The following is a 24,642-nucleotide window of genomic DNA, read 5'->3' as shown; positions in this document are numbered from 1 at the left end:
GGGGCTCGAGCACGACGTCGCGTTCCTGCGTGGTGGACGCGGAGGCGAGGGTGGGGGCGGAGGCGGCTCCGCGTCGACAACGCAGGAACGCGACGTCGGGATCGAGCCCCATCGGACGCACCGCGACGGGATCTCCTGAGTTGTCGCCTCTCGGGCGTGCCCTCACCTGCGCCGCTCCGCTGCCCCCATGGGCGCCGCCGCGTCGGCAACTCAGGTGATCGACGCCGGAACCGGCCCGCACCGGGGGCAGCGCAACGAATCTCCTGAGTTGTCACCTCCAGGGCTCCGGATCGCCCCCCCACTCGCGGGATTCGCCGCCTCGTTGCTCGCGCTTCCGCGCCGCTCGCCCTCGCCCGCCTCCCGCAAGCGGACAACTCAGGAAATCAATGCCGGTCGCCGCCCACACGGCGGGCAGCGCAACAGTCCTCCTGAATCCTCGGCTGCGCGGGGGCGGGCGGCGGCGGCGGACGGAGGACGGAGGACGGAGGACGGAGGACGGAGGACGGAGGATCTCGCGTGCACCACCAGGTGCGCGCGGACGCCGCGGCATCGCCCGCACGTCCACGTCCACGTCCACGTCCACGTCCACGTCCACGTCCACAACGCAGGAGAACCCACGAGCCCACGGGAACGCGGCGGAGCGCGCGACCGATCCTCCTGAGTTGTCGCGTCTCGCGCGCCGGCGGCCCCGGATCCGGATCGACCGCCCGCGGCCCGGACCGACAGTGGGACCGCGCCCGCTCACGTCGACAGCGCAGGAAGCGGCGCACGCCATGGCGACGCCCGGGAGGCCCGGCACCGGTCCTCCTGCATCGTCACCAGAGGAGGGGGACGCTGGCACCGTGCCCACGCTCGGCGGGCCCGACCGGCGTCCCACGCCGTCCTCGCTCGCGTCGACAACGCAGGAAGCTCCAAACGCCATGGCGACGGCCGGGAGGCGCGGGCACCGGTCCTCCTGAATTCTCGCCAGAGGAGGGCGACGGTGAGCGGAGCCACGCCGCGCCGCGCCCGACCTCCGCCGCGCGCGGGCGAGAGCTACGCCGCGACGTGCGCGTTCGCGCGCACCGACGGCAGCCGCCGCCGGTGCAGCACGAGCGACTTCACCTCACGGATCCTGCGGTCGACGCCCCACTTCGTCACGAGGGTGAGCGACTCGCGCACGATGTTCCCGCTCATCTTGGACACGCCGAACTCGCGCTCGGTGAACGTGATGGGCGTCTCGACGACGCGGAGCCCGGCTTCGAGCGCACGCCAGCACAGGTCGACCTGGAAGCAGTACCCGCGCGACGCGATCCCGGTCAGGTCGATGCGCCGGAGCGCGGGGGCGGTGAACACGCGGAACCCGCCGGTGGCGTCGTGCACCGCGATCCCGAGGGCGAGGCGGGAGTACAGGTTGCCACCGCGCGAGAGCAGCGACCGGTGCCAAGGCCAGTTCTCGACCTCGCCGCCGGGGACCCAGCGGGAGCCGAGCACGAGGTCGTTCGTCTCGGACAGCTCGAGCATGTGCGGCAGGTACTCGGGGTGGTGCGAGCCGTCGGCGTCCATCTCCACGAGCCGCTCGTACCCGCGCTCGAGCCCCCAGGCGAAGCCGGCGAGGTAGGCGCCGCCGAGACCGTTCTTCTCGGCCCGGTGCAGCACCCGCACTCGCGGGTCCGCAGCGGCGAGCTCGTCGGCGATGGCGCCGGTGCCGTCGGGCGAGTTGTCGTCCACGACGAGGACGTCGACACGGTCCGATGCCCGCAGCGTGCGCGCGACGATGGCCCGCACGTTGTCCTTCTCGTTGTACGTGGGGATGACGACGAGGGCGTCGTTCATGCGTGATGTCTCCTCGGTGGGCACGAACGGACGATACCGTTCACGCACCGCTCAGTCGTTCGCGAGGTCTGCGAACACGATCAGGTTGTCGACGTAGTGGCCGGTCGCGCGGTCGAACGCGCCGTCGCAGGTGATGAGCCGCAGCTCGGGCGTCGGGGTGGGGCCGTAGACGTCGTTCGTCGGGAACGCGGTCTTCGGCGCTCGTTCGGTGCCGGTGACCGTGAAGTGGATCGTGGTGCCGTCCGACATGCCGACCGCGATGTCGTCTCCGGGGGCGAGTTCGTCGAGCTTGAAGAACACGGCTGCGCTCGTGATCGAGTCGACGTGCCCCGCGATGACCGCCGGTCCGGTGTGCCCGGGGACGACGCCGTCACTGAACCACCCCGCGTCCATCCACTGGGTCGGCGGTTGCAGCGCGCCGGTGGCGTCCTTGTGCAGGTGCTCGAGCGATGCGTCGACACCGATGGACGGGACCTCGACCCGCGTCGGTGTCGCGTCTGCCGCGGTCGTGGGGGCGCGGTTCGCGGTCGGGTCCTGGAGGCCCGGGGCCGCGTTGGTCCCACCGCCGCCGGACGAGCGCGACGAGCCCCAGGACCCGGACGAGCCCGACGCCCCGGACGAGCCCGACGACCCAGCGGACCGCGGCGCACCGGAGGCACCCGCGCCATGCGCGCCCGCCGCAGCCGACGTACCGGTGGCGCTCGGAGCCTCCCGGCCGGCCGCCACCGCGGTGGCGACCCCGGCACTCCCACCGACCACCACGAGCGCGGCGGCGCCGGTCACCCACATCCAGCGGGGCAGGCGGATCACGACGCGCCGCCCGAGCTCGTCGCGCAGCCGCCGAGGACGTCGGAGGTGAGCATCGTCGCGCCGAGCGCGGCCCACGCGTCGCCGTAGTACGTGTGCGTCGTGGCCGCGGTGCGGTCGGCGCGGAGCAGGTCGCGCGACGCCGCGGTGGTCGACCCGGTGGCCTGCTCGCTGGCGGCGCGAGCCGCGTAGGCGAGCGCGCTCGTCGAGTCGGTGACCGCGGTGCCGCCGAGGTCGAGCTGCGCGGCGAGCTGGGTGTTCCGCTGGAGGGTCGGTGCGATCGAGCCGGCGAGCGCCCGGTCCGACGCGGTGCACGACTCGGCGTACCGGAGCGGCATGCGCATCGCGTCCCACCCGTAGACCACGGGGCCGCCGGTGCCGTTCGCGGACGGCATGGGGTCGACGGTGCCGTCCTGGTGGACCTGCGACCAGTCGCTCGGCAACGCCGCGTTCGCCAGGATCGTCCCGGTGACGGCGTGCGAGCCGCGTTCGAGCTGCTCCCATCGCGGGTCGCCGGTGGCCTTCGCGAGGACCGCGAACGCGACGGGTGATGCGTACGACGCGTCGTACGCATACGGCTGGCCTGTCGCGGCCCACGGGCCGGGCAGGAGGATCCGCCCGACGTCGGTCTGGGCGGTCTCACGATCGAGGATCGCCGACGCCATCTGCTTCCCGGCGGTCGTGTACGACGGCCGGTCGAACCGCTCGCCGGCGAGCACGAGGGCGCGTGCGGCGTCGAGGTCAGCGTCGCTCGCCGACTGCTCGTCCGCGGTCCCGCCCGCCGTCGTCCACCGCCAGGCGAGCAGGTGGTCGTCGCCCTGGAGGTGCTGCCTCGTCCACGACCAGATGCTGCGGAACCGCCGCTGGTCACCCGATGCGAGCGCGACGAGCATGCCGTACGCCTGCCCCTCGCTCACGGTGTCGCCGCCCTGGTCGGTCCGGACGACGCGGCCGCCCCGCACGTACCGGTCGAGGAAGTCCTCGCGGAGCGTCGCGGCCGATCGCCGCCCGCCCGGGGCCGAGCCGGACGTTGCGGTGGAGGCCGGTTGCGCCGCCCGCTCGGTGTCCGTCGATCGGCCCGGGGCCGTCGCGACGATCGCGATGCCGATGGTCAACGCGACCGCGACGACGGCCACGAGGGCCGAGGTCATCCACTGTCTCCTCGTCATGCGGTCAGTGGGCCAGCCCGTGGAGGAACCGGATCACCGCGTGTTCGAAGCGCGTGAACGGCCCCTCGGCGGCGGTGCCACCCCCACCGGTCTGGACCCCGCCGACCGGGGCCGAGGCCGTCGCGGCGCTGTCGACGACGGGCACCACCGTGAGCTTGCCGGCGCTGTTGTCGAGGACGAACAGCGTCGAGACGGTGCCGCTGCCGAGGTCGACCGAGGCCGTTCCCCGCTGGCCTCCGCCGGACACGTTCAGGGTCCACTTGCCGGCGTCGACGGTGGCGTACTGCGTCGCGGTGCCGAACCGGGCGTCCTGGGCGACCGTCGTGCCGGTGGAGGTCTTCACGTCGATCTCCTTGGCGTTCGTCGCGGCCTGCACGAGTCGGAGTCGCGCCTGGCCGTCCCCCGGCTTCGTGAGGTCGTCGGCGAACGCCGTGGTGCGCAGCCGCTTGTTCTTGCCGTAGGCGACGACGGTGGTCGGCGAGCCGGCCTTGACGGTGACGTCGGTGGAGATCACCGGCGTCGAGTCCGGCGAGTCCGCCGCCCGCATCGACAGCACGTACGTCCCGGCGGGGAGCTCCTTGTAGGGGCTCACCTGGCCGTACTCGACGTCGTCGAGCTCGAACACCTTGGCCCCGCCGGACAGGTTCGACAGCTGCACGTCGACCCCCTTCGTGTCGGGCGACAGGTGTCCGACGCGGAGCCAGCCGTCGGGCTGGGCGGCGGCGTTCGCGGGGGCGCCGACGCCGACGGTGGCGGCGACGACGACACCGGCGACGGCGCCGGCGACGGCGAGGCGCCGGGCGCGGAGCGTTCGGGTGGGCGTCGTGGTGGTTCGGGTGGACATGAGGGCTCCTCCTGCGGAATCGGGTCCGCGTCGGTTGTCGGCGTCGTGGTGGTGCGGGGGCCAGGGAAGCCCCCGCACCGTCACGGCGTCGAGGTGACGACCGTGGTCGCCGGGTCGATCGCCGAGAAGGTGATCGTCAGGGTGTCACCGGAACGCAGGACGCGCTTCGGTTGGAACGTGCCGGTCATGGCCTGCAGCGTCTTCTGCATGCGCACGGTGGCAGCGGTCGAGGTGCCGTGGACGACGAGTCGGCGGAAGGTCTGGCCGGTCTCGCCGGGGAGCGGCGTGAACGTGTCGAGGCGCACGGTCTGCGCGGCGAGCAGCTGACCGAGCACGAGGATCGCCCGTTGGTCGACCTGGCCCGCGCGCAGCTGACTCGCGGCCTCGTCGGTGGCGTGCAGGCCCGGGTTCCGCGCGAGCTGCGTGCCGAGCGTCTTCCGGACGTCCGCGGCACGGGTGATCTCCGTCCGTGCTGCAGTGTGGCCCTCGGAGTGGATGCGGCGCACGTCGACCTCTTGGTCGCCGGTGCCGAACGAGGCGACGATGCTCGAGTTCGCGATGGCGGCGTGGACGTCCTTCGAGCTCGTGCCGCCGGTGCGCATCGAGTCCGTCGTGACGACGTAGTCCGAGTCGCGCCACCCGTCTGGCGACTGCCGCTCGACCGCGCCGTCGGTGTCGAGCTTGTAGTACCAGATGACGTTGTCGCGGGCGAAGCCGTCGTGGACGAGGTCCACCCACATCGCGTCGTCGACGAGCAGCCGCGAGCTCTTCGGCACGTTGCCGCCGACCCAGTTCTCGGCCTGCTGCATCGGCTTGTCCAGGTCGGCGAGGAAGAACCCGCGGAGCTGCACGGTCCACAGCGGGACGGCCACCACGAGGGCGGCGGCGCACGCGACGAGCCAGGTGAGCCCGACCGCCCGACGAGCGCGGACCCGACGGCGTCCCAGACCCATGACGGCGATCACCGCACGCTCGGCGGTGTACGCCACGAGGACCGCACCGATCGGGATGAGCATGATGACGTACGGGACCGGCAGGTAGCCGTTCGGTCGGAACATCATCGCGAGCAGGAACACCAGGAGCGCGGCGATCGGCCGGACCCGGCGCAGGAACAGCCCGACGACCGCTGCGGCCGAGCCGAACACGATGAACACGGGGTCGAGGTCCCACCACTGGGACACCGCCTTCGACGCCAGGCTCGACGGGTCGAAGATCGATCCGCTCGCGTTCCTGGAGCCGAGCTGGTACGTGATGCCGTCGAGCAGGCTGACCTGACCGGAGCGCGGCAGGAGTTCGCCCTTGACCGCGGCGAGCATGATGTACCCGCCGCCGATGATGGCGAGCACGGCGCCGGCGACGCTCAGTGCGTACCGCCGTGTCGAGGGGTCGGCGCGGCGGATCGCGATCCAGGCGACGAACGGCAACGCGAGCAGGTAGGTCTCCTTGCTCAGCACCGCGACCCCGAGGCACGCGGCCGCCGCGGTGAAACCGGCGAGCTGCTGTCGTCGGCTCAGGGCGAACACGAACGCGGCGATGAGCCACGGCGTCGCGACGTTGTCGATGTACACCGTGCGGTGGTACTGCACGGCGAGCGGGGACAGCGCGAAGAGCAGCCCGGCGACGGTGGCGCCCGCCCGCGACAGCCCGAGCTTGCGTCCGAGGACGAACAGGAGCGCGGCGGACACCACGGCGAAGAACACCATGGCCTCGCGAGCGGCGTCGACCGCGTACGGGTAGCGCAGCCACGCTCCGGTCAGCTGCGTGTACCCGGCGATCTGGATCCAGCCGAGCGGCGGGTGGTCGTACCAGTACGTGTAGTGCGTCAGTTCGCCGAGGTGGCCGATGGCCCAGGCCTGCGCCGTGTAGGTGCCCTCGTCGTCGATGCGCTGCGGGGTCCCGGTCATGTTCCACGCCTGCACCACCGCGGTGATCGCCAGGAGCGGGGCGACCCAGACGAGACTCGCTCCGTGCCGGGCGACCCACGTCGCGATGAGCGACTGGTCACGGAGGGCACGACCGGTCCCGATGCTGCCGGCCGCCGGGGTGTGTGTCGCGCTCGCGGTCATCGGTCGCCTCCTCGGGTGGTGTCCGCGCCGGCCATCGCCAGGACGCCGTGCGAGCTGGTCGGTGCCGCCACGTCCTGGGTCACCGCGGATGCGAAGCCCTGGACGGCGGCGGGACGGTGCTGGTTCGTGTGCTCGGTCTTCTCCCAGGCGTTGAGACCCTGCAGGTGCCGGACGACCGCCCGGACGGCGGCGGCGGCGAGGAAGATCTGGTACGGCACGAGGCCGACGACGAGCTTGACGTAGTCGCGGATGCGGACCTTCTCCTGGTAGATGCGGCCGAACTCGTTGAGCCCGACCACCTCGACGGCCAGGAGCATCAGGGTGGGCGCGACGGGGATGAAGCTGATGAGCGCGATGACCGTCGGCACCTTGACGAACACGATCATGAGGACGCTCAGCGGGATGAGGAGCCCCGTCGCCGCCTGGATGAACGGCATGGTGAGCAGGTACCGGGCGAAGAACCGCTGCTTCGCGCTCGGGAGCTGCTTCCACTCCCCCTTGCCGAGCACCTGCAGGAACCCCTGGTTCCAGCGCGTGCGCTGCTTGAGGAGGGACGCGAAGGTCGGCGGGGTCTCCTCGCGGGTGACCGCCTCCGGGCTGTAGGCGACGACCACCTTGGCGCCGTCGGCGGAGAGCCGCACGCCGAGCTCGCAGTCCTCGGCGAGGCAGCCGGCGTCCCAGCCGTTCGACCAGTCGAGGCGTTCCTTCGTGACGAACACGGTGTTGCCGCCGAGGGGGATGAACTTCGACTCGGCGTGGAAGTGCAGGCGGGACCGGAACCAGAAGTAGTACTCGAGGACGTTCCGCAGGCTCCACCAGCTCGACCGGAAGTTCATGAGCTGCACGCCGCCCTGCACGACGTCGGCGCCGGTCTCCTGGAACCGGGAGTCGACGAGCGTGAGCAGGTGGGGGTACACCTCGTCCTCCGCGTCGAACACGCCCACGACGTCGCCGGTCGCGTACTGCAGGGCGAGGTTCATCGCCTTCGGCTTGTTCTTCGGGGCGGTGTCGTCGACCACGACCCGGATGAGGTCCGGGTGGCGTCGGGCGGCGGCCCGGACGACGGCGTCGGTCTCGGGGTCGTCCTCGCCGACGATCGCGATGATCTCGAAATCGGGGTGGTCCTGCCGGGCGAGCTGGTCGAGCGTCTCGCCCATGACGTCCTGTTCGTGCCGTCCGGGCACCAGGAGCGTGAACCGGTGGGCCGCGGGACGAGGGCTCTGGCTGAAGCTGGTCTGCCGCAGCGCCTCGCGCGACCGCCACGCGTGCAGCATCCACCAGAGGGTCGACAATGCCACCACGGTCAGGAGGATCGACACGGCGATGAGCGCCGAGTACCCGATCCACTCCCCCAGGCTCCACACCGCGTGGTGGGTGGACCCGGAACCGCCGGTCGGCACGGACGTGGTGCCGCGGTTCGGGGTGTCGGTCGCGGGCGCGTCGTGACTCGGCTTCAACAGCGGGCCCGCCGCCGTGATGCGCGAGATCGACGCGAGCGCCGCGACTGCTGTGTCATTCATCAACCGGTGCCTCCTTGATGCGGAAAACGACTGCCTTGTAGGCGACGAAGCGGAAGATCGTGCCGAGCACGAGGCCGACTCCGTTGCCGGCGACGTTGTCGGCGAGGGTCGAGGTGAAACCGAGCAGGTAGTGGGACACGAAGAGGCACCCGGTCGCGATGCCGAGCCCGATGAGGTTCGACAGGACGAACAGGGCACCTTCGCGAGCCGTCTCCCGACGGTTCGCGGTCCGCTGGGACCGGAACGTCAGGAACCGGTTGCCGAGCCACGCGACGAGGGTCGCGACGGCGACGGAGACGATCTTGGCGCCGACGGGCTTGTCGTCGAGCACCGTGGCGCGGAGCAGGTTGTAGACGCCCACGTCGACCACGAAGGACACGCCACCGACCGCTCCGAACGACGCGAGTTCCCGGACGGCCGCGGCCTTCGGGAGGCGCCGACGAACCGAGGGCAGGGGGCGCCGACGCACGGCCGGCGGGAGGCGCACCGCATGGGGACGGGACCGTGGGACGACGGGTACGCCTCCGGTCACCGCCTCCACGAGGACGTCCGCCGTCCCCTGAACGGGTCGCCCCTGGACGGGGGTGGTTGCTCGGGTCATGACACCCATTCGAGGGTGGTCCCCGCGACGGTTTGGGCCGGGTACAGACATGTGCAGGCCATTGCCAGGGCCGCGTCACCCGACGTTCACATCCCCGACACACGCCGGCAGGTCGGCCGGGAGGCCCGGGGCGCCCTCCCGAGCGCCGGATCGGTACCGTTCCGGTAGCGTCCGGAGCATGGAATTCCGATACCTCGGCAACAGCGGACTGAAGATCTCCGAGATCACCTACGGCAACTGGCTCACCCACGGGTCGCAGGTCGAGAACGACGTCGCGACGCAGTGTGTGCGCGCGGCCCTCGACGCCGGCATCACCACGTTCGACACGGCGGACACGTACGCGAACACAGCCGCCGAGACCGTCCTCGGCGAGGCGCTCAAGGGTGAGCGGCGACAGTCCCTCGAGATCTTCACGAAGGTGTACTGGCCGACCGGCCCGAAGGGGCACAACGACGTCGGCCTCTCGCGCAAGCACGTCCTCGAGTCGATCGACGGTTCGCTGCAGCGCCTCCAGACCGACTACGTCGACCTCTACCAGGCGCACCGTTACGACCACGAGACGCCCCTCGAGGAGACCATGCAGGCCTTCGCCGACGTGGTGCGGCAGGGCAAGGCGCTCTACATCGGTGTCTCCGAGTGGACCGCGGACCAGATCCGCGCCGGACACGAGCTCGCCCAGCAGCTCGGGTTCCAGCTCATCGCGAACCAGCCGCAGTACTCGATGCTCTGGCGCGTGATCGAGGGCGAGGTCATCCCGACCTCGAAGCAGCTCGGGCTGTCGCAGATCGTGTTCTCCCCGATCGCCCAGGGTGTGCTGACGGGCAAGTACAAGCCGGGTCAGCCGCTCCCCGAGGGCTCCCGCGCGACGGACGAGAAGGGCGGCGCGCAGATGATCTCGCGCTGGATGCGCGACGACGTGCTCGAGCGCGTCCAGGCCCTGCAGCCGATCGCGGACGACCTCGGCCTGTCGATGGCGCAGCTGTCGATCGCGTGGGTCCTGCAGAACGACAACGTCGCGTCGGCCATCATCGGGGCCTCCCGGCCGCAGCAGGTCGTCGACAACGTCGTCGCGGCGGGGGTGACCCTCGACGCCGAGGCGATGCAGCGCATCGACGACGCCATCGGCTCGATCGCGGAGCGCGACGCGTCGAAGTCGGTCTCCCCGACCTCCCGTCCGGCCTGATCCACGCGGTCGGGTCGCACGGCGACACGCCCGTCCCGACCATTTAGTAGTCGCTACAACCTTTTTCGGCGATCCCGGGTTAGACTGCCGACCGATGCGCTTGCATCGACCAGCGGTCACCGGGCCGCGACGAACGTCCCAGCACCACGAGGAGAACTCCATGGCCATCACCGCCGCCGCCATCCCCGGCTACATCGCCGGCACCTGGAAGCTCGACCCGACCCACTCCGAGGTCAGCTTCTCCGTCCGCCACCTCGCCATCAGCAAGGTCAAGGGCACGTTCCAGACCTTCGACGTGACCGCCGTCACCGCCGAGAACCCGCTCGAGTCGACCATCGAGGCGACCATCGACATCGCCAGCGTCAAGACCGGCCAGGAGGCCCGCGACCAGCACCTCGCGACGAGCGACTTCTTCGCCGCGGACGAGCACCCGCAGATGGTGTTCCGCTCGACGGGCATCCGGGAGCACGGCGACGACCTCCTCATCGACGGCGAGCTCACCCTCCGCGGCGTCACCAAGCCCGTCACGCTGAACACCGAGCTCGGCGGCATCACCACCGACGGCTACGGCCAGACCAAGCTCGGCGCCGAGGCCACCACGAAGATCGACCGCACCGAGTTCGGCGTGAACTGGAACGCGGCGCTCGAGGCCGGCGGGTTCACCCTCGGCAACGACGTCACGATCACCCTCGACATCCAGCTCGTCCTCCAGGCGGCCTGAGTCACCTCCCTCGGGGCCGCCGGCCCACCGGGACACGGAGCCCCGACGCGTGCGCGCGCCGGGGCTCCGCCGCGTCCGGGTCCGGGTCCGGGCCGGGGTCCGGGCCGGGGTCCGGGTCCGGGCCGGGTTGGGGGTCCGGGCCGGGGTCCGAATCCGTTCCAGGTCCGGCGACGTGCAGGACGGGAGGCTCGCGGCGGCCCTGCTGCGTCCCTCCAAGCAGCGCACGCCTGGACCGTCGACGCAACGCGGGCGCCGCTCCCATCCCGCCGCGGATGCGGGCCCCGCTCCGCCACCGACAACTCAGGACGGAAGGCAGGGGACGGAGCCGCCACGCCCCTCCCGGCCGAGGATTCCTGAGTCGTCGACCGGACGGAGATCTGCTGGACACGCTCTCGCTGCACCGCTGCCCACCCGCGCGCGCACGCTGCACCTCCTCCGAACCGTCGGCGGCGCCCCGCGGCCCTCCCCCACCGGCGTGCGGGCAGCCTGGTGACAACGCAGGACAGGAGGTCCGCGGCAGCCCCGACCCGTCCCTCCCGACCGCGTGTTCCTGATCTGTCGACGCGACATGGCCGGCAGCCCGCGTCGCGCACGCGCGTGCGAGGCGCGCACGAGCGCACGAGCACACGAGCACACCAGCGCACCAGCGCACCAGCGCAGCAGCGCACCAGCGCACCAGCGCGCGAGCGAGCGCACCAGCGCACCAGCGCCCCGGCTCGCCGGCGCCCATGGCGAACCACCGACGCCACCGCATCCGCGCACACCCACCGCACCCCCGCCACCCACCGCACCCACTGCACGAGTAGCGTGGTGACGCCCGACCAGCAGGACGCGCCCGGGCCGAGACCGCGGGGAACACGCCGCCCGCCGGGCACGTTGCCCCGCAGGCACCGCATCCCGCACCAGGACCCGAGACAGGAGCCCGACCATGGCCTTCGACTGGATCACCCTGCAGGCGCTCGCGGCGGCCGAGTTCGGCCGTCGCCTCGAGCAGGTCACCGACTGGGACGCCCCGACGCCCGACACCGAGTGGTCGACGCGCGACCTCGTCACCCACGTCATCGACGAGCAGCGGTGGATCCCACACCTGCTCGCCGGCCACGACCACGAACAGGCGCACGACGAGCTCGAGCCGATCGGCGAGGACCTCGTCGCCGCGTGGACCCGGTTCTCCGCCGCCGCGACGGAGGCCTGGCGGAACGCGCCCGACGACACCCCCGTACACCTGGCGACGGACACGGTGCCCGCCGCGGAGTACCTCGCCGAGCAGACCTCCGACATCACGATCCACACGTGGGACCTCGCCCGCGCCACGCATTCGGACGAGCACCTGCCGCTCGAACTCGTCCAGGCCGTGTGGACCGTCTTCGAACCCCAGATCGACTCGCTCGCCGCGAGCGGTCTCTACGACGCACCAATCCAGGTCGACGACGACGCCCCGCTGCAGACGCGGCTGCTCGCCGTCACCGGCCGCGACGAGAGGATCACCGCATGAAGACCGTCCGACTGGGCAACTCGGGACTCGAGATCAGCGCCGTCGTGCTCGGCATGATGAGCTACGGGGACCCCGCCAGGGGTTCGCACGAGTGGAGCGTCGGCCTCGACGACGCCCGCCCGTTCATCCGCCGCGCGTACGAAGCGGGCATCACGACGTTCGACACCGCGAACGTGTACTCCCTCGGCTCGAGCGAGGAGATCACGGGCACCGTCCTCAAGGAGCTCGCTCCGCGCGAGGAGGTCGTGATCGCCACCAAGGTGTTCAACCGCATGCGCGAGGGCCGCAACGGCGCCGGCCTGAGCCGGGTGTCGATCATGCACGAGATCGACGCCTCGCTGCAGCGGCTCGGCACCGACTACGTCGACCTCTACCAGATCCACCGCTTCGACCCGAACACGCCGATCGAGGAGACGATGGAGGCCCTGCACGACGTCGTCAAGTCCGGCAAGGCACGGTACATCGGCGCCTCGAGCATGTGGGCGTGGCAGTTCGCCGAGATGCAGCACGTCGCCGAGCGGCACGGCTGGACGAAGTTCGTGTCGATGCAGGACCAGGTGAACCTGCTCGAGCGCGAGGAGGAGCGCGAGATGCTCCCCTTCTGCGAGGCCACCGGCGTCGGCGTGATCCCGTGGAGCCCCCTGGCCCGCGGCAAGGTCACCCGCCCCTGGGGTGAGGGCGGCACGAAGCGCGAGGGCACGGACGAGTTCGGCAAGACGCTCTACAAGCAGGGCGAGGAGTCGAACAAGGCGATCGTCGACGCGGTCGCCGCGATCGCGTCGGAGCGCGGGGTCACCATGGCGCAGGTCGCGCTCGCCTGGGTGGCCGGCAAGTCCTCGATCACGGCCCCGATCATCGGTGCGACCAAGGAACACCACATCGACGACGCCGTCGCGGGCGTGGAGCTCGAGCTCACCACCGACGAGATCGCTCGGCTCGAGGAGCCCTACACGCCCCGGTACCCCTCCGGGTTCTGAGCGTCCGTCGCGGTCGTGGGCCGCGCCTCCAGGCCGTCCGGTCGGGAGGCGCGGCCCGCGTCCGTCAGGCCGACCCGCGCCTCCAGGCCGTCCGGTCGGGAGGCGCGGCCCACGTCCGTCAGGCCGCCTGCTGTTCCGCGCGGAGCCGGTCGACGCGTGCCAGGGCGACCCGCTCGGTACCGCTCCGCCCACCGAGCACCCTGCCGATGCCGTCGAGCACGAGCCGCGTCGAGGCGATCGCCGGTGCGGGCAGCGGTCCGACGCCCGGCGCCCGGAGGCCGAGGAGCTTCCGGTGCCGCGGGTCGAGCGACGCCACCGCGCCGTCGAACAGCACGCGGTACCCGGGCCGGAGCATCCGGGACAGGGGCGGGTTCCGGATGAACGAGACGACCTCGTGCGTGCGGTCCGTGACGGCGAGGTCCCCGCGGTCGAGGTACCCGTCGAGCTGGGCGCGCAGTTCCTCGTCGGACTCCGGCGGCCCGTCCACGCGCATGAGTCGCCCTGCCGTCGCCCACTCGCGCACGTAGGCGTCGGCGCCGCCGGGGATGCGCTCGCCCCAGAGCTCGGCCGTCCGCAGGAACGAGTCCGCGAACGCCAGGTGCACCCAGCGGAGGAGGTCCGGGTCGTTCGCGCTGTAGGGACGGGTGACGCCGTGGGCGTCCGTGAACTCGCCTCGGACCCGCTCGTGCAGCCGGAGGACCCACTCGCTCGCGGCCGTCGCCGTCGCGGTGTCGCCGTGCGAGACGGTGTAGATCCAGCGGATGGTGCCCGCGAGTCGGCCGAAGGGGTCCTCGCGGTAGCGGGAGTGGTCGGCGACCCCGGCGAGCGCCCCCGGGTGCAGCGCCTGCACGAGGAGCGCCCGCACGCCCGCGACGATGGTGGACATGCCGCCGTGCACCGCCCACGTCGCGGAGTCGGGGCCGAAGAAGCCCTCGTCGGTGCCGTGCTCGAGATCGCCGATCCACTGGGGCCGCTCGGTGGCGCTGCCCGTGAACGTGGCGTTGAGGCGATCGCGCATCGCCGTGGCCAGGGAAACCATGCAGGGATCGTCCCTCGCACGCCGGGGAGTCGCCTGAGCGCGGGCATCGGGCCGCCTCTAGGGTGAACGGGTGAGCACCGACACGCCACGGCCTTGGCAGCGCAGCTACGCCCCTGGAGTCCCGTTCGACATCGACGAGCCCACCGGGTCGTTGCTCGACCTCGTCGAGGGCTCCGCGGCCCGCTACCCGCGCAACGTCGCCCTCGAGTTCTTCGGCGCGACGACGACGTACCGGGAACTGCAGGCGCAGATCGAGCGCGCGGCCCACGGACTGCAGCAGCTCGGGGTCGGAGCGGGCGACCGCGTCGCCATCGTCCTGCCGAACTGCCCGCAGCACGTCGTCGCGTTCTACGCGGTGCTCCGGCTCGGCGCGATCGTCGTGGAGCACAACCCGCTCTACACGCCGCGGGAACTCCGGCACCAGTTCGAGGACCACGGCGCCAAGGTGGCGATCGCGTGGGACAAGGCGGTGGCGACGCTCCAGGACTTCCCGATCGACCTGGCGCTCGACGCGATCGTCTCGGTCGACATGACGCGTGCGATGCCCCGGTCCACCCGGGCGGCGCTCGCGCTCCCCGTCGCGAAGGCGCGCGAGTCCCGTGCGAAGCTGACGACGAAGGTCCGCGGGACGACGCGCTGGGAGTCGCTCGTCGACGGCCGCCGGCTCTCCCGGAGGCACCCCCGCCCGGCGACCACCGACACGGCGCTCATCCAGTACACGTCCGGCACGATGGGGAACCCGAAGGGCGCGGTCCTGACGCACCGGAACCTCCTGGCGAACGCGGCGCAGGCGCGGGCGTGGATCCCCCAGATCAAGCCCGGTGACAGCGTCGTCTACGCGATCCTGCCGATGTTCCACGCCTACGGCCTGACGCTCTGCCTGACGTTCGCGATGAGCATGGCGTCGCGGCTCGTGCTGTTCCCCGCGTTCGATCCGCAGCTCGTGCTCGCCGCGATGAAGCGCCATCCGCCGACGTTCCTGCCCGCGGTACCGCCGATCTACGCCCGACTCGAGCACGCCGCTGGCAAGAAGGTCTCGCTGCGGGGCATCGAGATCGGCATCTCGGGTGCCATGCCGCTCTCGCAGGCCGTCATCGAGCCGTGGGAGGCCAAGACCGGCGGCGTCCTGGTCGAGGGCTACGGCCTGTCCGAGACGTCCCCCGTCATCATGGCGAACCCGGTCTCCGACGCTCGGCGTCTCGGCACGATCGGCCTCCCGTTCCCGTCGACCGACATCCGCGTCGGCGACCCGGACGACCCCTCGAAGGACGTCCCGGTCGGGCAGCCGGGCGAGCTGCTCGTCAAGGGTCCGCAGGTGTTCCAGGGCTACTGGGGGCGCGCAGACGCCACGGACGAGGCGTTCACGGCCGACGGCTGGTTCCGCACGGGTGACATCGTCTCGATCGACGAGGACGGCTTCGTGTCGATCGTCGACCGCCTCAAGGAACTCATCATCACGGGCGGCTTCAACGTCTCGCCGTCCGAGGTCGAGGACACGCTCATCCGCTCCCCCCTGGTCCGCGAGGTCGCCGTCGTCGGCATCACCACGGGCGGCAACGAGCAGGTCGTGGCGGCGGTCGTGCCCACCGACCCCGCCACGTTCTCGGCCGACGCGCTCCGTGAGTACGCCCGGGAGCACCTCGCCCCGTACAAGGTGCCGCGTCGCGTCGTGGTGGTCGAGGACCTGCCCCGCTCGATGATCGGCAAGGTGCTCCGGCGCAAGGTGCGGGACCGCATCACCGGCGCGGACGCGTAGCGGCGGCGGCGCGCGGCCCGGCGGCGCTGCGTAGCGGCGGCGTCGCGCGGTCCATTGGCGCTGCCCGTGGTACGGCCGTCGCGCGCGGATTCCGGTAGCCAGCAGCTGCCAGGCAGACAATTCAGGAAAACGACGCCGGGAGGGACGCCACAGGCCCGCCACCCCACCCGTTCTCCTGAGTTGTCCGCCTCCGGCGACCAGACGTACCGCGCCCTGCGCGTCCACGACGTACCGGGCGCACGCCGCACCTCCCGACGGCTGGCGGACGACGAATCAGGAACCGGACGCCGGGAGGGACGCCACGGGCCCGCCACCCGACCCGCTTTCCTGAACCGACGTCCCCGCGCGGTAGCCGCTGCTGCCGCCGCCGGCGACAAGTCAGGAAGCGGGCATCGCGAGGGGCGCTGCGGAGCCACCAACGGGCTCGCATTCCTGATTTGGCCACACCATGGCGACGGACGCGCCGGGCCCGCCACGTCCCCACCTCCCGACCTGCGCCGACCTGCCCAGCCCGCGCCGCGCCGCGCCGCGGACGACGGATCAGGAACACGACACCGGGAGGGACGCCGCGGCACCGCCGGCCGCTCGCGTTCCTGAATCGGCCACCCATGACGACGGCCGCACCGCGCCCGCTTCACCCCCATCGACGACGCGCGCCGACCAGCCGACCCCGACCCGCGCCTCCCGGCTCCGGCACCAGCCCTGGCCGCGGCACAGCCCGGCCCTGGCCGCGGCACTGCCCGGCGCCGGCCGCGGCACTGCCCGGCGCCGGCCGCGGCGCACCCGCGGCCCGCCGCGGCCTCCGCCCCAGCACAGCGCCGGCAGGTGACAGATCAGGAACACGGGCCCGGGAGGCACGCCACGAGCCCGCCACCCGGCCCGCCTTCCTGAGTTGCGCACCGCGGGCGATGGTGAGCACCCGCGCTGCGCCTCAGGACACGTGGACGACGGGACGGCGGGCGACGTCCGGCTCGGCCTCGCGGAGCACCTCGCGCGTGACCGGTGCGACCTCGCCGGCGCCGGTGAACAGGAAGCGCACCATGTTGCGGATGGGGCTGCCCTCGGTCCACGCGAAGTAGATGCTCGGCACGACGCCGGTGAGGTCGCGGACGGCGAGGAGCGTCGACGCGATCGTGTTGGGAACGGTGCCCGAGCGCACACGGAGGATCCGGAAGCCGTGCTTGACGACGCCCTCGATCTTGAGGTCCTCCTCGAAGTCCGACGAGTCCGCCGGGTACACCTCGAGGAAGATCGTCGGGACGCGCGCGGGGATGCCGCTCGACCGACGCTCGATCTTGCCCTTGGTCCGGTACTCCTCGGCGCTCCCGTCGTCCGGCTCGTTCGCGATGATGCACACCTGCCCGAACTGGTCGGCATCGGCCACGACGAACTGCTGCGCGACGGCGTCGAGCTCGATCGACGATGCCCGGAGCTCGAACGACCGGCGCACCCGCGAGAGCAGCGACACGACGACGATCGCCAGGATGAACACCGCCGCGATCCGCACGCCGTCGGGGCGTTCGATGACGTTCGCCACGGTGGTGTAGCCGAACACGAGCGTGATGACGCCGAACGCGATGGTCCGGCCCCGCTGCCGCTTCCGCCGTGCCGACAGGGTCACGGCGACCGATGCACTCGTGATGAGCACGAGCACCCCCGTGGCGTAGGCACCACCCTGGGCGTCGACGTCCGCCTTGAAGATCAGGGTGATGGCGAACGCGATGAGCGTGAAGATGAGCACGAGCGGCCGGACGGCTCGCGCCCATTGCGGTGCCATCCCGTAGCGCGGCAGGAACCGCGGAACGAGGTTGAGCAGGCCCGCCATCGCGCTCGCGCCCGCGAACCACAGGATCGCGATGGTGGAGGCGTCGTACACGCTCCCGAAGACGCTCCCCAGGTACTCGTGGGCCAGGAAGGCGAGCGCTCGGCCGTTGGCCTCACCACCCGGCTGGAACTCCTTCTGCGGGATGAGGAACGTGGTGACGACGCTCGACAGGATGAGGAACGAGCTCATGATGAGCGCGGCAGTGGTGAGGAGGCGCCGGGTCCCCCGGATCCGCCCCTCCGGGCGTTTCCCCGGCACGTCACCGTTCCCGCCGTCGACCTGCGGCATGACCGACACCCCGGTCTCGAACCCGGACAGACCGAGCGCGAGCTTCGGGAACACGAGCAACGCGATCCCGATCATCGCGAGTGGATCGGCGTGCTGTGCGGTCAGTCCCGACCACCAGTCCGTGGCCAGGGAGGGACGGCTCAGCACGTGCACGAGCGCCACGGCGACCACGACGAGGTTGAGGACGAGGTACACGGACACGAGCACCACGGCGATGCCGATCGCCTCGCGGAACCCGCGGAGGAACACGACGCCGAGCAGGGCGATGAGTGCGAGCGTCAGGGGCACGGGGATGTCGGTGAACCAGTGCGGCGTGTACGGGTTCTCGGCGAGGTGCGCCGTGGCGTCCGCCGCCGACAGCGTGATCGTGATCATGAAGTCCGTCACGGCGAACCCGAGCAGGACGAGCACGAGGAGCTTGCCCGCCCACCACGGCAGGAGCTTCTCGAGCATGGCGATCGACCCGGCGCCGCGGAAGCTGTCCTGCGCGACCCGCCGATACACCGGGAGCGCGCCGAACAGCGTGACGAGCACGAGCACCACCGTCGCGATCGGCGACAGCAGGCCCGCGGCGAGCGCCGCGATCGCCGGCTGGTACCCGAGCGTGGAGAAGTAGTCGACACCGGTGAGACACATCACGCGCCACCACGAGTGGGTGCGCTCCACCTCGACCTGGTGGGGGCCCTCGTGGGCGCCCGAGCTCTCGGCGCCCTGCAACATCCAGCGCCGCAGGCGGGAGCTCCGGTCGAGCCGCGGCTCGGTGGCGTCGTGGTCCGCTGCTCCGGGACCCGGCAGGGAGGGGCGGGGGTCGGTCGTCGTCATGGCGCGAGCAGCCTATTCTGCGGGCGGTGTCCCCGCCTGGGGAAGCGCAGCGACCTACCGCTTGCTGATCGAGGCGTACTTCCGCACGCTCCAGGGGACGAACACGACGAGCAGCACCACGATGCCGACGAGCACCGTGGCGACCGGGTGCTGCATGGTCCAGACGTCGGGGACGGGGCTGCTCCCCACGTTGCCGAACAGTTGCCGGACGGCCTGCACGAGCGACGACACCGGGTTCCACTCGGCGAACACCCGCAGCACCAGCGGCAGGGTGTCGCTCGGCACGAACGCGTTCGAGATGAACGTGATGGGGAACAGGATCATGAAGGACGCGTTGTTGATCACCTCGGGCGACCGGACGCTCATGCCGAGCAGCGCCATCACCCAGCTGAACGCGTAGCTGAACGCGAGGAGCAGGACGAGGCCGGCGACGAACTCCCCCGGCGACGAGTGCACCCGCCAGCCGACCGCCAGGCCCGTGAGCATCATGATCAGGACCGAGATCCCGTTGAGGACGAGGTCCCCGTTGGTCCGCCCGACGAGCACGGCGGACGGACTCATCGGCAGGGTCCGGAACCGGTCGATGATCCCCTCCTTCAGGTCCTGGGCCATGCTGTAGCCCGAGAACGTGGCGCCGAACACCACGGTCTGCGCGAAGATCCCGGCCATGAGGAACTGCGTGTAGTCGGTACCACGCACGGCGATCGCCCCGCCGTACACCTGGCTGAACAGCAACACGAACATGATCGGTTGCAGCACCGCGAACACGAGCATGTCCGGGGAGCGGCGGATCTTGAGGAGGTTGCGCCGGGTCACGGTCCAGCCGTCGTTGCACCATCCCGCGACGCGACGGTCGCGCACGACGGGGAGCTGCGCGGTCGCGGTCATCGCCGTGCCGTCCCCGACGAGGCCGGGATCTCCGGCGTCGACGCCGCACGGTCCTCCGACCCGGGAGGCCCGGTCACCGTGGTCGCGTCCGTCGCGGTGGTCGGGTCCCCGGCGTCGGCATCGGGTTCCGTCGTCGCGGCGTGCCCGGTGAGGCGCAGGAACACGTCGTCGAGCGTGGGACGTCGCATCCCGGCGTCGTGGAGGTCCACCCCCGCCTCGGCGAGCTCGGCCAGGGCGGCGCGGAGCGCCGACGGGCCCGACCGCACGGCGACCGAGAGGGTCCGGCCGTCCCCAACGATCTCGACGGATCCGTCCCCGTGCCGCTCGAGCACTGCCGCCGCGGCCGCCCGGTCGTCCGCCGACACGAGCGTGACCACCACGCGGTGCCCGCCCACACGGCTCTTCAACTCGTCCGCCGTCCCCTGGGCGATCACCCGGCCGCCGTCGATCACGGCGATGTCGTCGGCGAGCCGGTCCGCTTCCTCCAAGTACTGCGTCGTCAGGAGCACCGTGGTGCCCTCGGCGACGAGGCCCTCGATGACGTCCCAGAGCCCGAGGCGGCTCCGCGGGTCGAGGCCGGTCGTCGGCTCGTCGAGGAACAGCACCGGGGGCTTCGCCACGAGCGCGCCGGCGAGGTCGATCCGCCGGCGCATCCCGCCCGAGAATCCCTTGACGGGCCGGTCGCCGGCCTCGGTCAACCCGAACGCCTCGATGAGCTCCCGCGCACGACGACGCGAAGCCGACCGCCCCAGGTGGTACAGCCGCCCGATCATGTCGAGGTTCTCGAACCCCGTCAGGTTCTCGTCCACGGCCGCGTACTGACCCGACACCCCGATGCGCCGTCGGATGCGCTGGGGCTCCGCGACGACATCGGTCCCCGCGATCGTCGCGCGTCCGGAGTCCGGGCGCGTGAGGGTCGTCAGGACCTTGACGGCGGTCGTCTTGCCCGCGCCGTTCGGGCCGAGCAACGCGGTGACGCTGCCCTCGGGCACGGCGAGGTCGAGCCCCGCCAGGGCATGGACCGGCCCGGTCTTCGCGCGGTAGGTCTTCGTCAGCCCGACGGCTTCGATGAACGGCACGGCGACTCCTTCGACGCGTGTTCCCGGTGTTCCTCGTGTGCGGCCGCGCAACCGGTGCGGCCGATGACCTCAGACGTCGAACCCGCCGAGGTCCTGGTCGAATCCTCCACCCCAGTCGGACCCTGCGTCGAGGCCCGATCCGGAGTCCCACCCTGCGGCCTCGTAGCCGCCGCCGTCCGCGCCGACGTCGGTGCCGTCCGCCCCGCTGCCGTCATCCCCGCTGCCGTCGCCCCCGCCGCCACCGTCGTCACCACTGCCGTCACCCCCGTCGTCCGCCCCACTCGCGTCGACCGGCTCACCGAACATGCCGGGCTCGGGCAGGAAGGCGCTCATGATCGTCGACCCGATGACGTAGCCCGCGACGGAGCCGAGGAGCGAGGCACCGAGCATGCTCCCGAAACCGGACCCGGACCTCCCGTACCCGCCGAACCCGCCGAATCCGCTCGCACCGCCGTACGCGCCGCGACCCCCGTACCCGCCGCCCCAACCGCCGAGCGACCGCTCGAGGGTCCCCGGTTGCCGGATCTCCGACCGCGTCGCGGCCTGCGCGAGTGAGCGGGGGTCGTCGGCGCGAGGAGCCTCACCGGCGGGCGCGGTGCGCGACAACTCATCGAACACCATGCGTCGCTGCTCGGGTGTCAACCGGGCGAAGGCCTCGGCGTGGACGTCCTCGATGCGCTCGGGCGGTGCCGTACGCAGGAGGTAGCGGTAGCGCTCCACCGCGAGTTCGTCCTCGCTCGGGGGCGTCGACGATCCCGCGGAGGCGGTACGCGCAGCACCCGGCGGCACGTCGTACGACTGCTGACCGTAGCGGTAGCCCGCGGCGGACTGCTGCCCGTACGGGTCGGCGTTCGTCGGCCATGCCTGTCGTCCACCGCCCGGCTGCGATCGGTCCTCGCGCCCGAGCAGTCGATCGAGGAATCCCATGGTGTGCCTTCCGTTCGTGTGACCGCCGAGCAGAGCCCGTCGGGGCATCCGACACTACGGCGACGGCCGCCGCGCCCGCTGTACACGTGCTCAGAGTCGACTGGAGAGCGCTGGGAGCATGCTGGGAACCGGCGACGGCCTCGCGCCGCCGTGTAAAGAGCGTGTGACGAACCGGCCATCACGACCCCGGCCGGCCGCGGGCGCTCGTAGGCTTCCTCAGTGACCACCACTGCACCGTCCCCCGTGCACGCCCGCCCGAGCCGCGTCGAACCCGGCGGCATCGAGGCCATCCCCGCTTCCGCCCGTCACGGCTCCCCGTGGCAGCTCGCGGCCACCTGGACCGCGCCGAACCTCGAGTTCGCCACGATCTACGTCGGCGTCATCGCGGTGCTGTTCTTCGGGCTCGACTTCCGCTGGGCGATGATCGCCCTCATCATCGGCAACGCACTCGGGTCGCTGACACAGGGCATCCTGTCGACGTGGGGACCGCGTGAGGGTCTCGCACAGCTCGTGCTGAGCCGCACCGCGTTCGGGTTCCTCGGCAACATCCTGCCGGCGGGCATCAACACGATCATGGCCGGCCTGGGCTGGTTCGCCACGAACTCGGTCTCCGGCGCGCTGGCGCTGTCGACCCTCACCGGCATGAGCACGTGGCTCGCGCTGATCATCGTCGTGGTGCTCGAGGTCGCCGTGGCGTTCGTCGGCCACGACCTCGTGCAGGTGTTCGAGCGCTACGCGTCGTACATCCTCGGGATCATCTTCCTCATCGCGACGATCGTGATCTTCTCCCACGCCCACCTCGAGTACACCCCGAAGGGCGGGGGCTACTCCTTCGCCGGCTTCACCCTCACCGTGAGCGCGGCGTTCGGTTACGCCGCCGGCTGGAACCCCTACGCGTCCGACTACACCCGGTACCTGCCCGCCAGCGCATCCCGCCGCACCGCCGGCTGGGCCGCGGGCATCGGCGACTTCGTGTCGTGCACCGTCCTCATGGCGGCGGGCGCGGCAGCCGTCACCATCGGTGGGTTCGACCCGGGCGACCCGACCGGGTCGTTCACGTCGAGCCTCCCGGTCGTGATTCGCGACCTGACGCTCATCGCGATCGCCGTCGGCGCCATCGCCGCCAACTCGCTCAACATCTACTCCGGCGCGATGTCGTTCCTCGCCGCGGGCGTTCGCATCCGGTTCGGACTGCGTCGGGCCATCGTCGCCGTCGGGTTCGGCATCATCGGTTTCTTCGTCGCCCTCTGGGCCCTGCCCGACGCCGGCGAGAAGTACGAGAACTTCCTCCTCGTCATCGCCTACTGGATCGCGCCCTGGCTCGGGGTCGTGTTCGTCGACCGGATCCTGCGTCGCGGCACGTCCATCGCGCAGTTCATCCCCGACCGCGTCCGGTACCGCAACTGGGCGGGCATCACCGCGTTCCTCATCGGCGGCGTGCTGTCCGTGTGGTTGTTCTCGAACCAGACGTTCTACGAAGGTCCCGTCGCCAAGGCGACCCCGGTCGGCGACCTCACCCCGCTCGTCGGGTTCGTCGTCGCGTTCGTGGCGTACTTCCTGCTGTTCCGCGTCGCGAAGCCGGCCGTCGGCGGTCCGCTCGCCGAGGCGCCCGACACCGTCATCGGCGTCGACGGCGCGGACGACGTCGCATGACCGACGTCGAGGAGCCGGCCGAGTCGCGGGAGCCGGCCGAGTCGCGGGAGCCGGCCGAGCCGCAGGAGCCGACCGTGCGGCATCCCGGTGATGATCCCAGGGACCCGGTGACGGGCCTCCCGGCCGAGGGAGCGAGCGGCGACGCGGCCCCGTCGGCGGTCCCCGGTGGATCGGTGCAGGACGCGGCAGCGGCGTCCGGCCTCGGTGCCGTGGCGGACGACCCGGCCACCGCGGCGGGCCCGGAACCGGTCGGCGCCGGGCCGCGCTTCACGACCGCCGAGGAGCAGCTGGCCGTCGCCCGCGCCGAGGCGGAGCAGGGGCTCGTCGAGGGCGGGATCCCGATCGGCGCCGCGCTGTTCGCCGCCGACGGCACCCTGCTCGGCAGCGGCCACAACCGGCGCGTGCAGGACGACGACGCGTCGATGCACGCCGAGACGAACGCGTTCCGCAACGCCGGACGGCAGCCCGGCTACTCGGGCACGACGATGGTCACGACCCTGTCGCCCTGCTGGTACTGCTCTGGCCTCGTCAAGCAGTTCGGCATCTCCCGCGTCGTGATCGGTGAGGCGGAGACGTTCTCCGGCGGTCACGACTGGCTGCGGGAGCAGGGCGTCGAGGTCACGATCCTGGACGACCCGGACCTCGTCGCCATGATGCGCACCTTCATCGCCGAGGAGCCGACGCTCTGGAACGAGGACATCGGGGTCGAGTAGCGGCGGCGCGCGGACGCGGGCGTTGTCGCGCCCCGACGCGGGCGCCCGCGGCCGGCGGTCGGCGGGCGCGGGCGCGGGCGGCGGGCGCGGGTACGCGCGGCAGGCGGCAGGCGCGGCAGGCGGCAGGCGGCAGGCGGCAGGCGCGGGTACGCGCGGCAGGCGGCAGGCGGCAGGCGCGGGCGCGAGGCGGCAGGCGCGGGCGCGCGCGGCCGGCGGTCGGCAGCGCGGGCGCGGTCCCGAGAGGACGGGTTGCGTCCCCCCGGTCCGTTCCAGGCCGCACCAGTGTCCCCCGCTCTGCCCGTACCGCCGCGGTCGACAACGCAGGAACACCGAGCCGGGAGGCACGGCACACCCCCGCCGCGCACCAGGACTCCTGAATTGTCACCCCCGCCCTGGAGGCCCCACCTCCGCCGCCACGGCCGCAGAGCCGCGAATCCCAGCCCCGGCCCAGAAC

At 71.9% G+C, this 24,642-nt stretch carries 19 protein-coding genes; 7 read left to right on the top strand and 12 right to left on the bottom strand.

All coding sequences use genetic code 11. The annotated features are described in order from the left end of the window. Nucleotides 1-1,035: 1,035 nt before the first annotated feature. From DEI86_RS15945 to DEI86_RS15915, 7 genes are all read right to left on the bottom strand, one after another. Nucleotides 1,036-1,815 (bottom strand): polyprenol monophosphomannose synthase, encoded by a 780-nt coding sequence (locus DEI86_RS15945; protein ID WP_111011588.1) that lies wholly within the window; start codon nt 1,813-1,815, stop codon nt 1,036-1,038. A gap of 51 nt (nt 1,816-1,866) precedes the next feature. Further along, a complete protein-coding gene (locus DEI86_RS15940) occupies nt 1,867-2,625 on the bottom strand; it encodes a class F sortase (RefSeq protein WP_146244977.1) in 759 nt (252 codons plus the stop codon). Next, complete coding sequence (locus DEI86_RS15935) at nt 2,622-3,773, bottom strand: glycosyl hydrolase family 8 (protein WP_181434869.1); 1,152 nt, start codon at nt 3,771-3,773, stop codon at nt 2,622-2,624. The genes DEI86_RS15940 and DEI86_RS15935 overlap by 4 nt, the downstream gene beginning before the upstream one ends. A 22-nt stretch (nt 3,774-3,795) precedes the next feature. Beyond that, complete coding sequence (locus DEI86_RS15930; RefSeq protein ID WP_111027587.1) at nt 3,796-4,635, bottom strand: DUF4397 domain-containing protein; 840 nt, start codon at nt 4,633-4,635, stop codon at nt 3,796-3,798. An 80-nt stretch (nt 4,636-4,715) separates the two neighbouring features. Beyond that, the gene (locus DEI86_RS15925) at nt 4,716-6,701 is read right to left on the bottom strand and encodes a glycosyltransferase family 39 protein (protein WP_111011592.1); all 1,986 of its coding nucleotides are present in this window, start codon (nt 6,699-6,701) and stop codon (nt 4,716-4,718) included. After that, nucleotides 6,698-8,221 carry a glycosyltransferase gene (locus tag DEI86_RS15920; RefSeq protein ID WP_181434871.1) on the bottom strand — a complete coding sequence of 508 codons (1,524 nt, stop codon included), beginning with the start codon at nt 8,219-8,221 and terminating at the stop codon, nt 6,698-6,700. The genes DEI86_RS15925 and DEI86_RS15920 overlap by 4 nt, the downstream gene beginning before the upstream one ends. Next, entirely contained in the window at nt 8,214-8,822 is a 609-nt protein-coding gene (locus tag DEI86_RS15915) for a GtrA family protein (RefSeq protein ID WP_111013604.1), read from the bottom strand. Before DEI86_RS15915 ends, DEI86_RS15920 begins: the two co-directional genes overlap by 8 nt. 178 nt (nt 8,823-9,000) lie before the next feature. Between DEI86_RS15915 and DEI86_RS15910 the strand changes: the two genes are divergently transcribed. The 4 genes from DEI86_RS15910 (at nt 9,001) to DEI86_RS15890 (ending at nt 13,198) form a co-directional block, all read left to right on the top strand. After that, nucleotides 9,001-10,005: an aldo/keto reductase family protein gene (locus tag DEI86_RS15910; RefSeq protein WP_111013605.1), complete on the top strand. Its 1,005-nt coding sequence runs from the start codon at nt 9,001-9,003 to the stop codon at nt 10,003-10,005. A 160-nt stretch (nt 10,006-10,165) separates the two neighbouring features. Next, nucleotides 10,166-10,726, top strand: a complete 561-nt coding sequence (locus DEI86_RS15905; protein WP_111050158.1) for a YceI family protein — start codon at nt 10,166-10,168, stop codon at nt 10,724-10,726. 928 nt (nt 10,727-11,654) lie between these two features. After that, nucleotides 11,655-12,221, top strand: a complete 567-nt coding sequence (locus DEI86_RS15895) for a TIGR03086 family metal-binding protein (protein ID WP_111050156.1) — start codon at nt 11,655-11,657, stop codon at nt 12,219-12,221. Continuing rightward, nucleotides 12,218-13,198 (top strand): aldo/keto reductase, encoded by a 981-nt coding sequence (locus DEI86_RS15890; RefSeq protein ID WP_111011597.1) that lies wholly within the window; start codon nt 12,218-12,220, stop codon nt 13,196-13,198. The genes DEI86_RS15895 and DEI86_RS15890 overlap by 4 nt, the downstream gene beginning before the upstream one ends. Nucleotides 13,199-13,316: 118 nt before the next feature. On the opposite strand, the gene DEI86_RS15885 is transcribed toward DEI86_RS15890, so the two are convergent. After that, on the bottom strand, nt 13,317-14,237 hold the full coding sequence (locus tag DEI86_RS15885) for an oxygenase MpaB family protein (RefSeq protein WP_111013607.1): 921 nt from the start codon (nt 14,235-14,237) through the stop codon (nt 13,317-13,319). A gap of 70 nt (nt 14,238-14,307) precedes the next feature. Between DEI86_RS15885 and DEI86_RS15880 the strand changes: the two genes are divergently transcribed. Beyond that, entirely contained in the window at nt 14,308-15,993 is a 1,686-nt protein-coding gene (locus DEI86_RS15880) for a long-chain-fatty-acid--CoA ligase (RefSeq protein WP_111013608.1), read from the top strand. Between the two features lie 931 nt (nt 15,994-16,924). Here DEI86_RS15880 and DEI86_RS15875 read toward each other — a convergent pair. From DEI86_RS15875 to DEI86_RS15860, 4 genes are all read right to left on the bottom strand, one after another. Next, complete coding sequence (locus DEI86_RS15875) at nt 16,925-18,928, bottom strand: amino acid transporter (protein WP_258376584.1); 2,004 nt, start codon at nt 18,926-18,928, stop codon at nt 16,925-16,927. A 54-nt stretch (nt 18,929-18,982) separates the two neighbouring features. Continuing rightward, on the bottom strand, nt 18,983-19,816 hold the full coding sequence (locus DEI86_RS15870; RefSeq protein WP_111050155.1) for an ABC transporter permease: 834 nt from the start codon (nt 19,814-19,816) through the stop codon (nt 18,983-18,985). Next, complete coding sequence (locus DEI86_RS15865) at nt 19,813-20,895, bottom strand: ATP-binding cassette domain-containing protein (protein ID WP_111050154.1); 1,083 nt, start codon at nt 20,893-20,895, stop codon at nt 19,813-19,815. Before DEI86_RS15865 ends, DEI86_RS15870 begins: the two co-directional genes overlap by 4 nt. 69 nt (nt 20,896-20,964) lie before the next feature. Next, nucleotides 20,965-21,822, bottom strand: coding sequence for a hypothetical protein (locus DEI86_RS15860; RefSeq protein WP_111050153.1), 858 nt, complete (start codon nt 21,820-21,822; stop codon nt 20,965-20,967). Between the two features lie 219 nt (nt 21,823-22,041). Here DEI86_RS15860 and DEI86_RS15855 point away from each other — a divergent pair, with 219 nt between their 5' ends. Together DEI86_RS15855 and DEI86_RS15850 are read left to right on the top strand one after the other, a co-directional pair. After that, on the top strand, nt 22,042-23,475 hold the full coding sequence (locus tag DEI86_RS15855; RefSeq protein ID WP_111050152.1) for a cytosine permease: 1,434 nt from the start codon (nt 22,042-22,044) through the stop codon (nt 23,473-23,475). Next, entirely contained in the window at nt 23,472-24,188 is a 717-nt protein-coding gene (locus tag DEI86_RS15850; RefSeq protein WP_111050151.1) for a nucleoside deaminase, read from the top strand. The genes DEI86_RS15855 and DEI86_RS15850 overlap by 4 nt, the downstream gene beginning before the upstream one ends. The last annotated feature ends 454 nt before the right edge of the window (nt 24,189-24,642 follow it).

This window comes from Curtobacterium sp. MCBD17_028 (genome assembly GCF_003234875.1).
In the GTDB taxonomy this organism is placed as follows: domain Bacteria; phylum Actinomycetota; class Actinomycetes; order Actinomycetales; family Microbacteriaceae; genus Curtobacterium.
The sequence above is the reverse complement of the archived record's forward strand: the minus strand, read 5'-3'. Positions and strand labels throughout refer to the sequence as shown.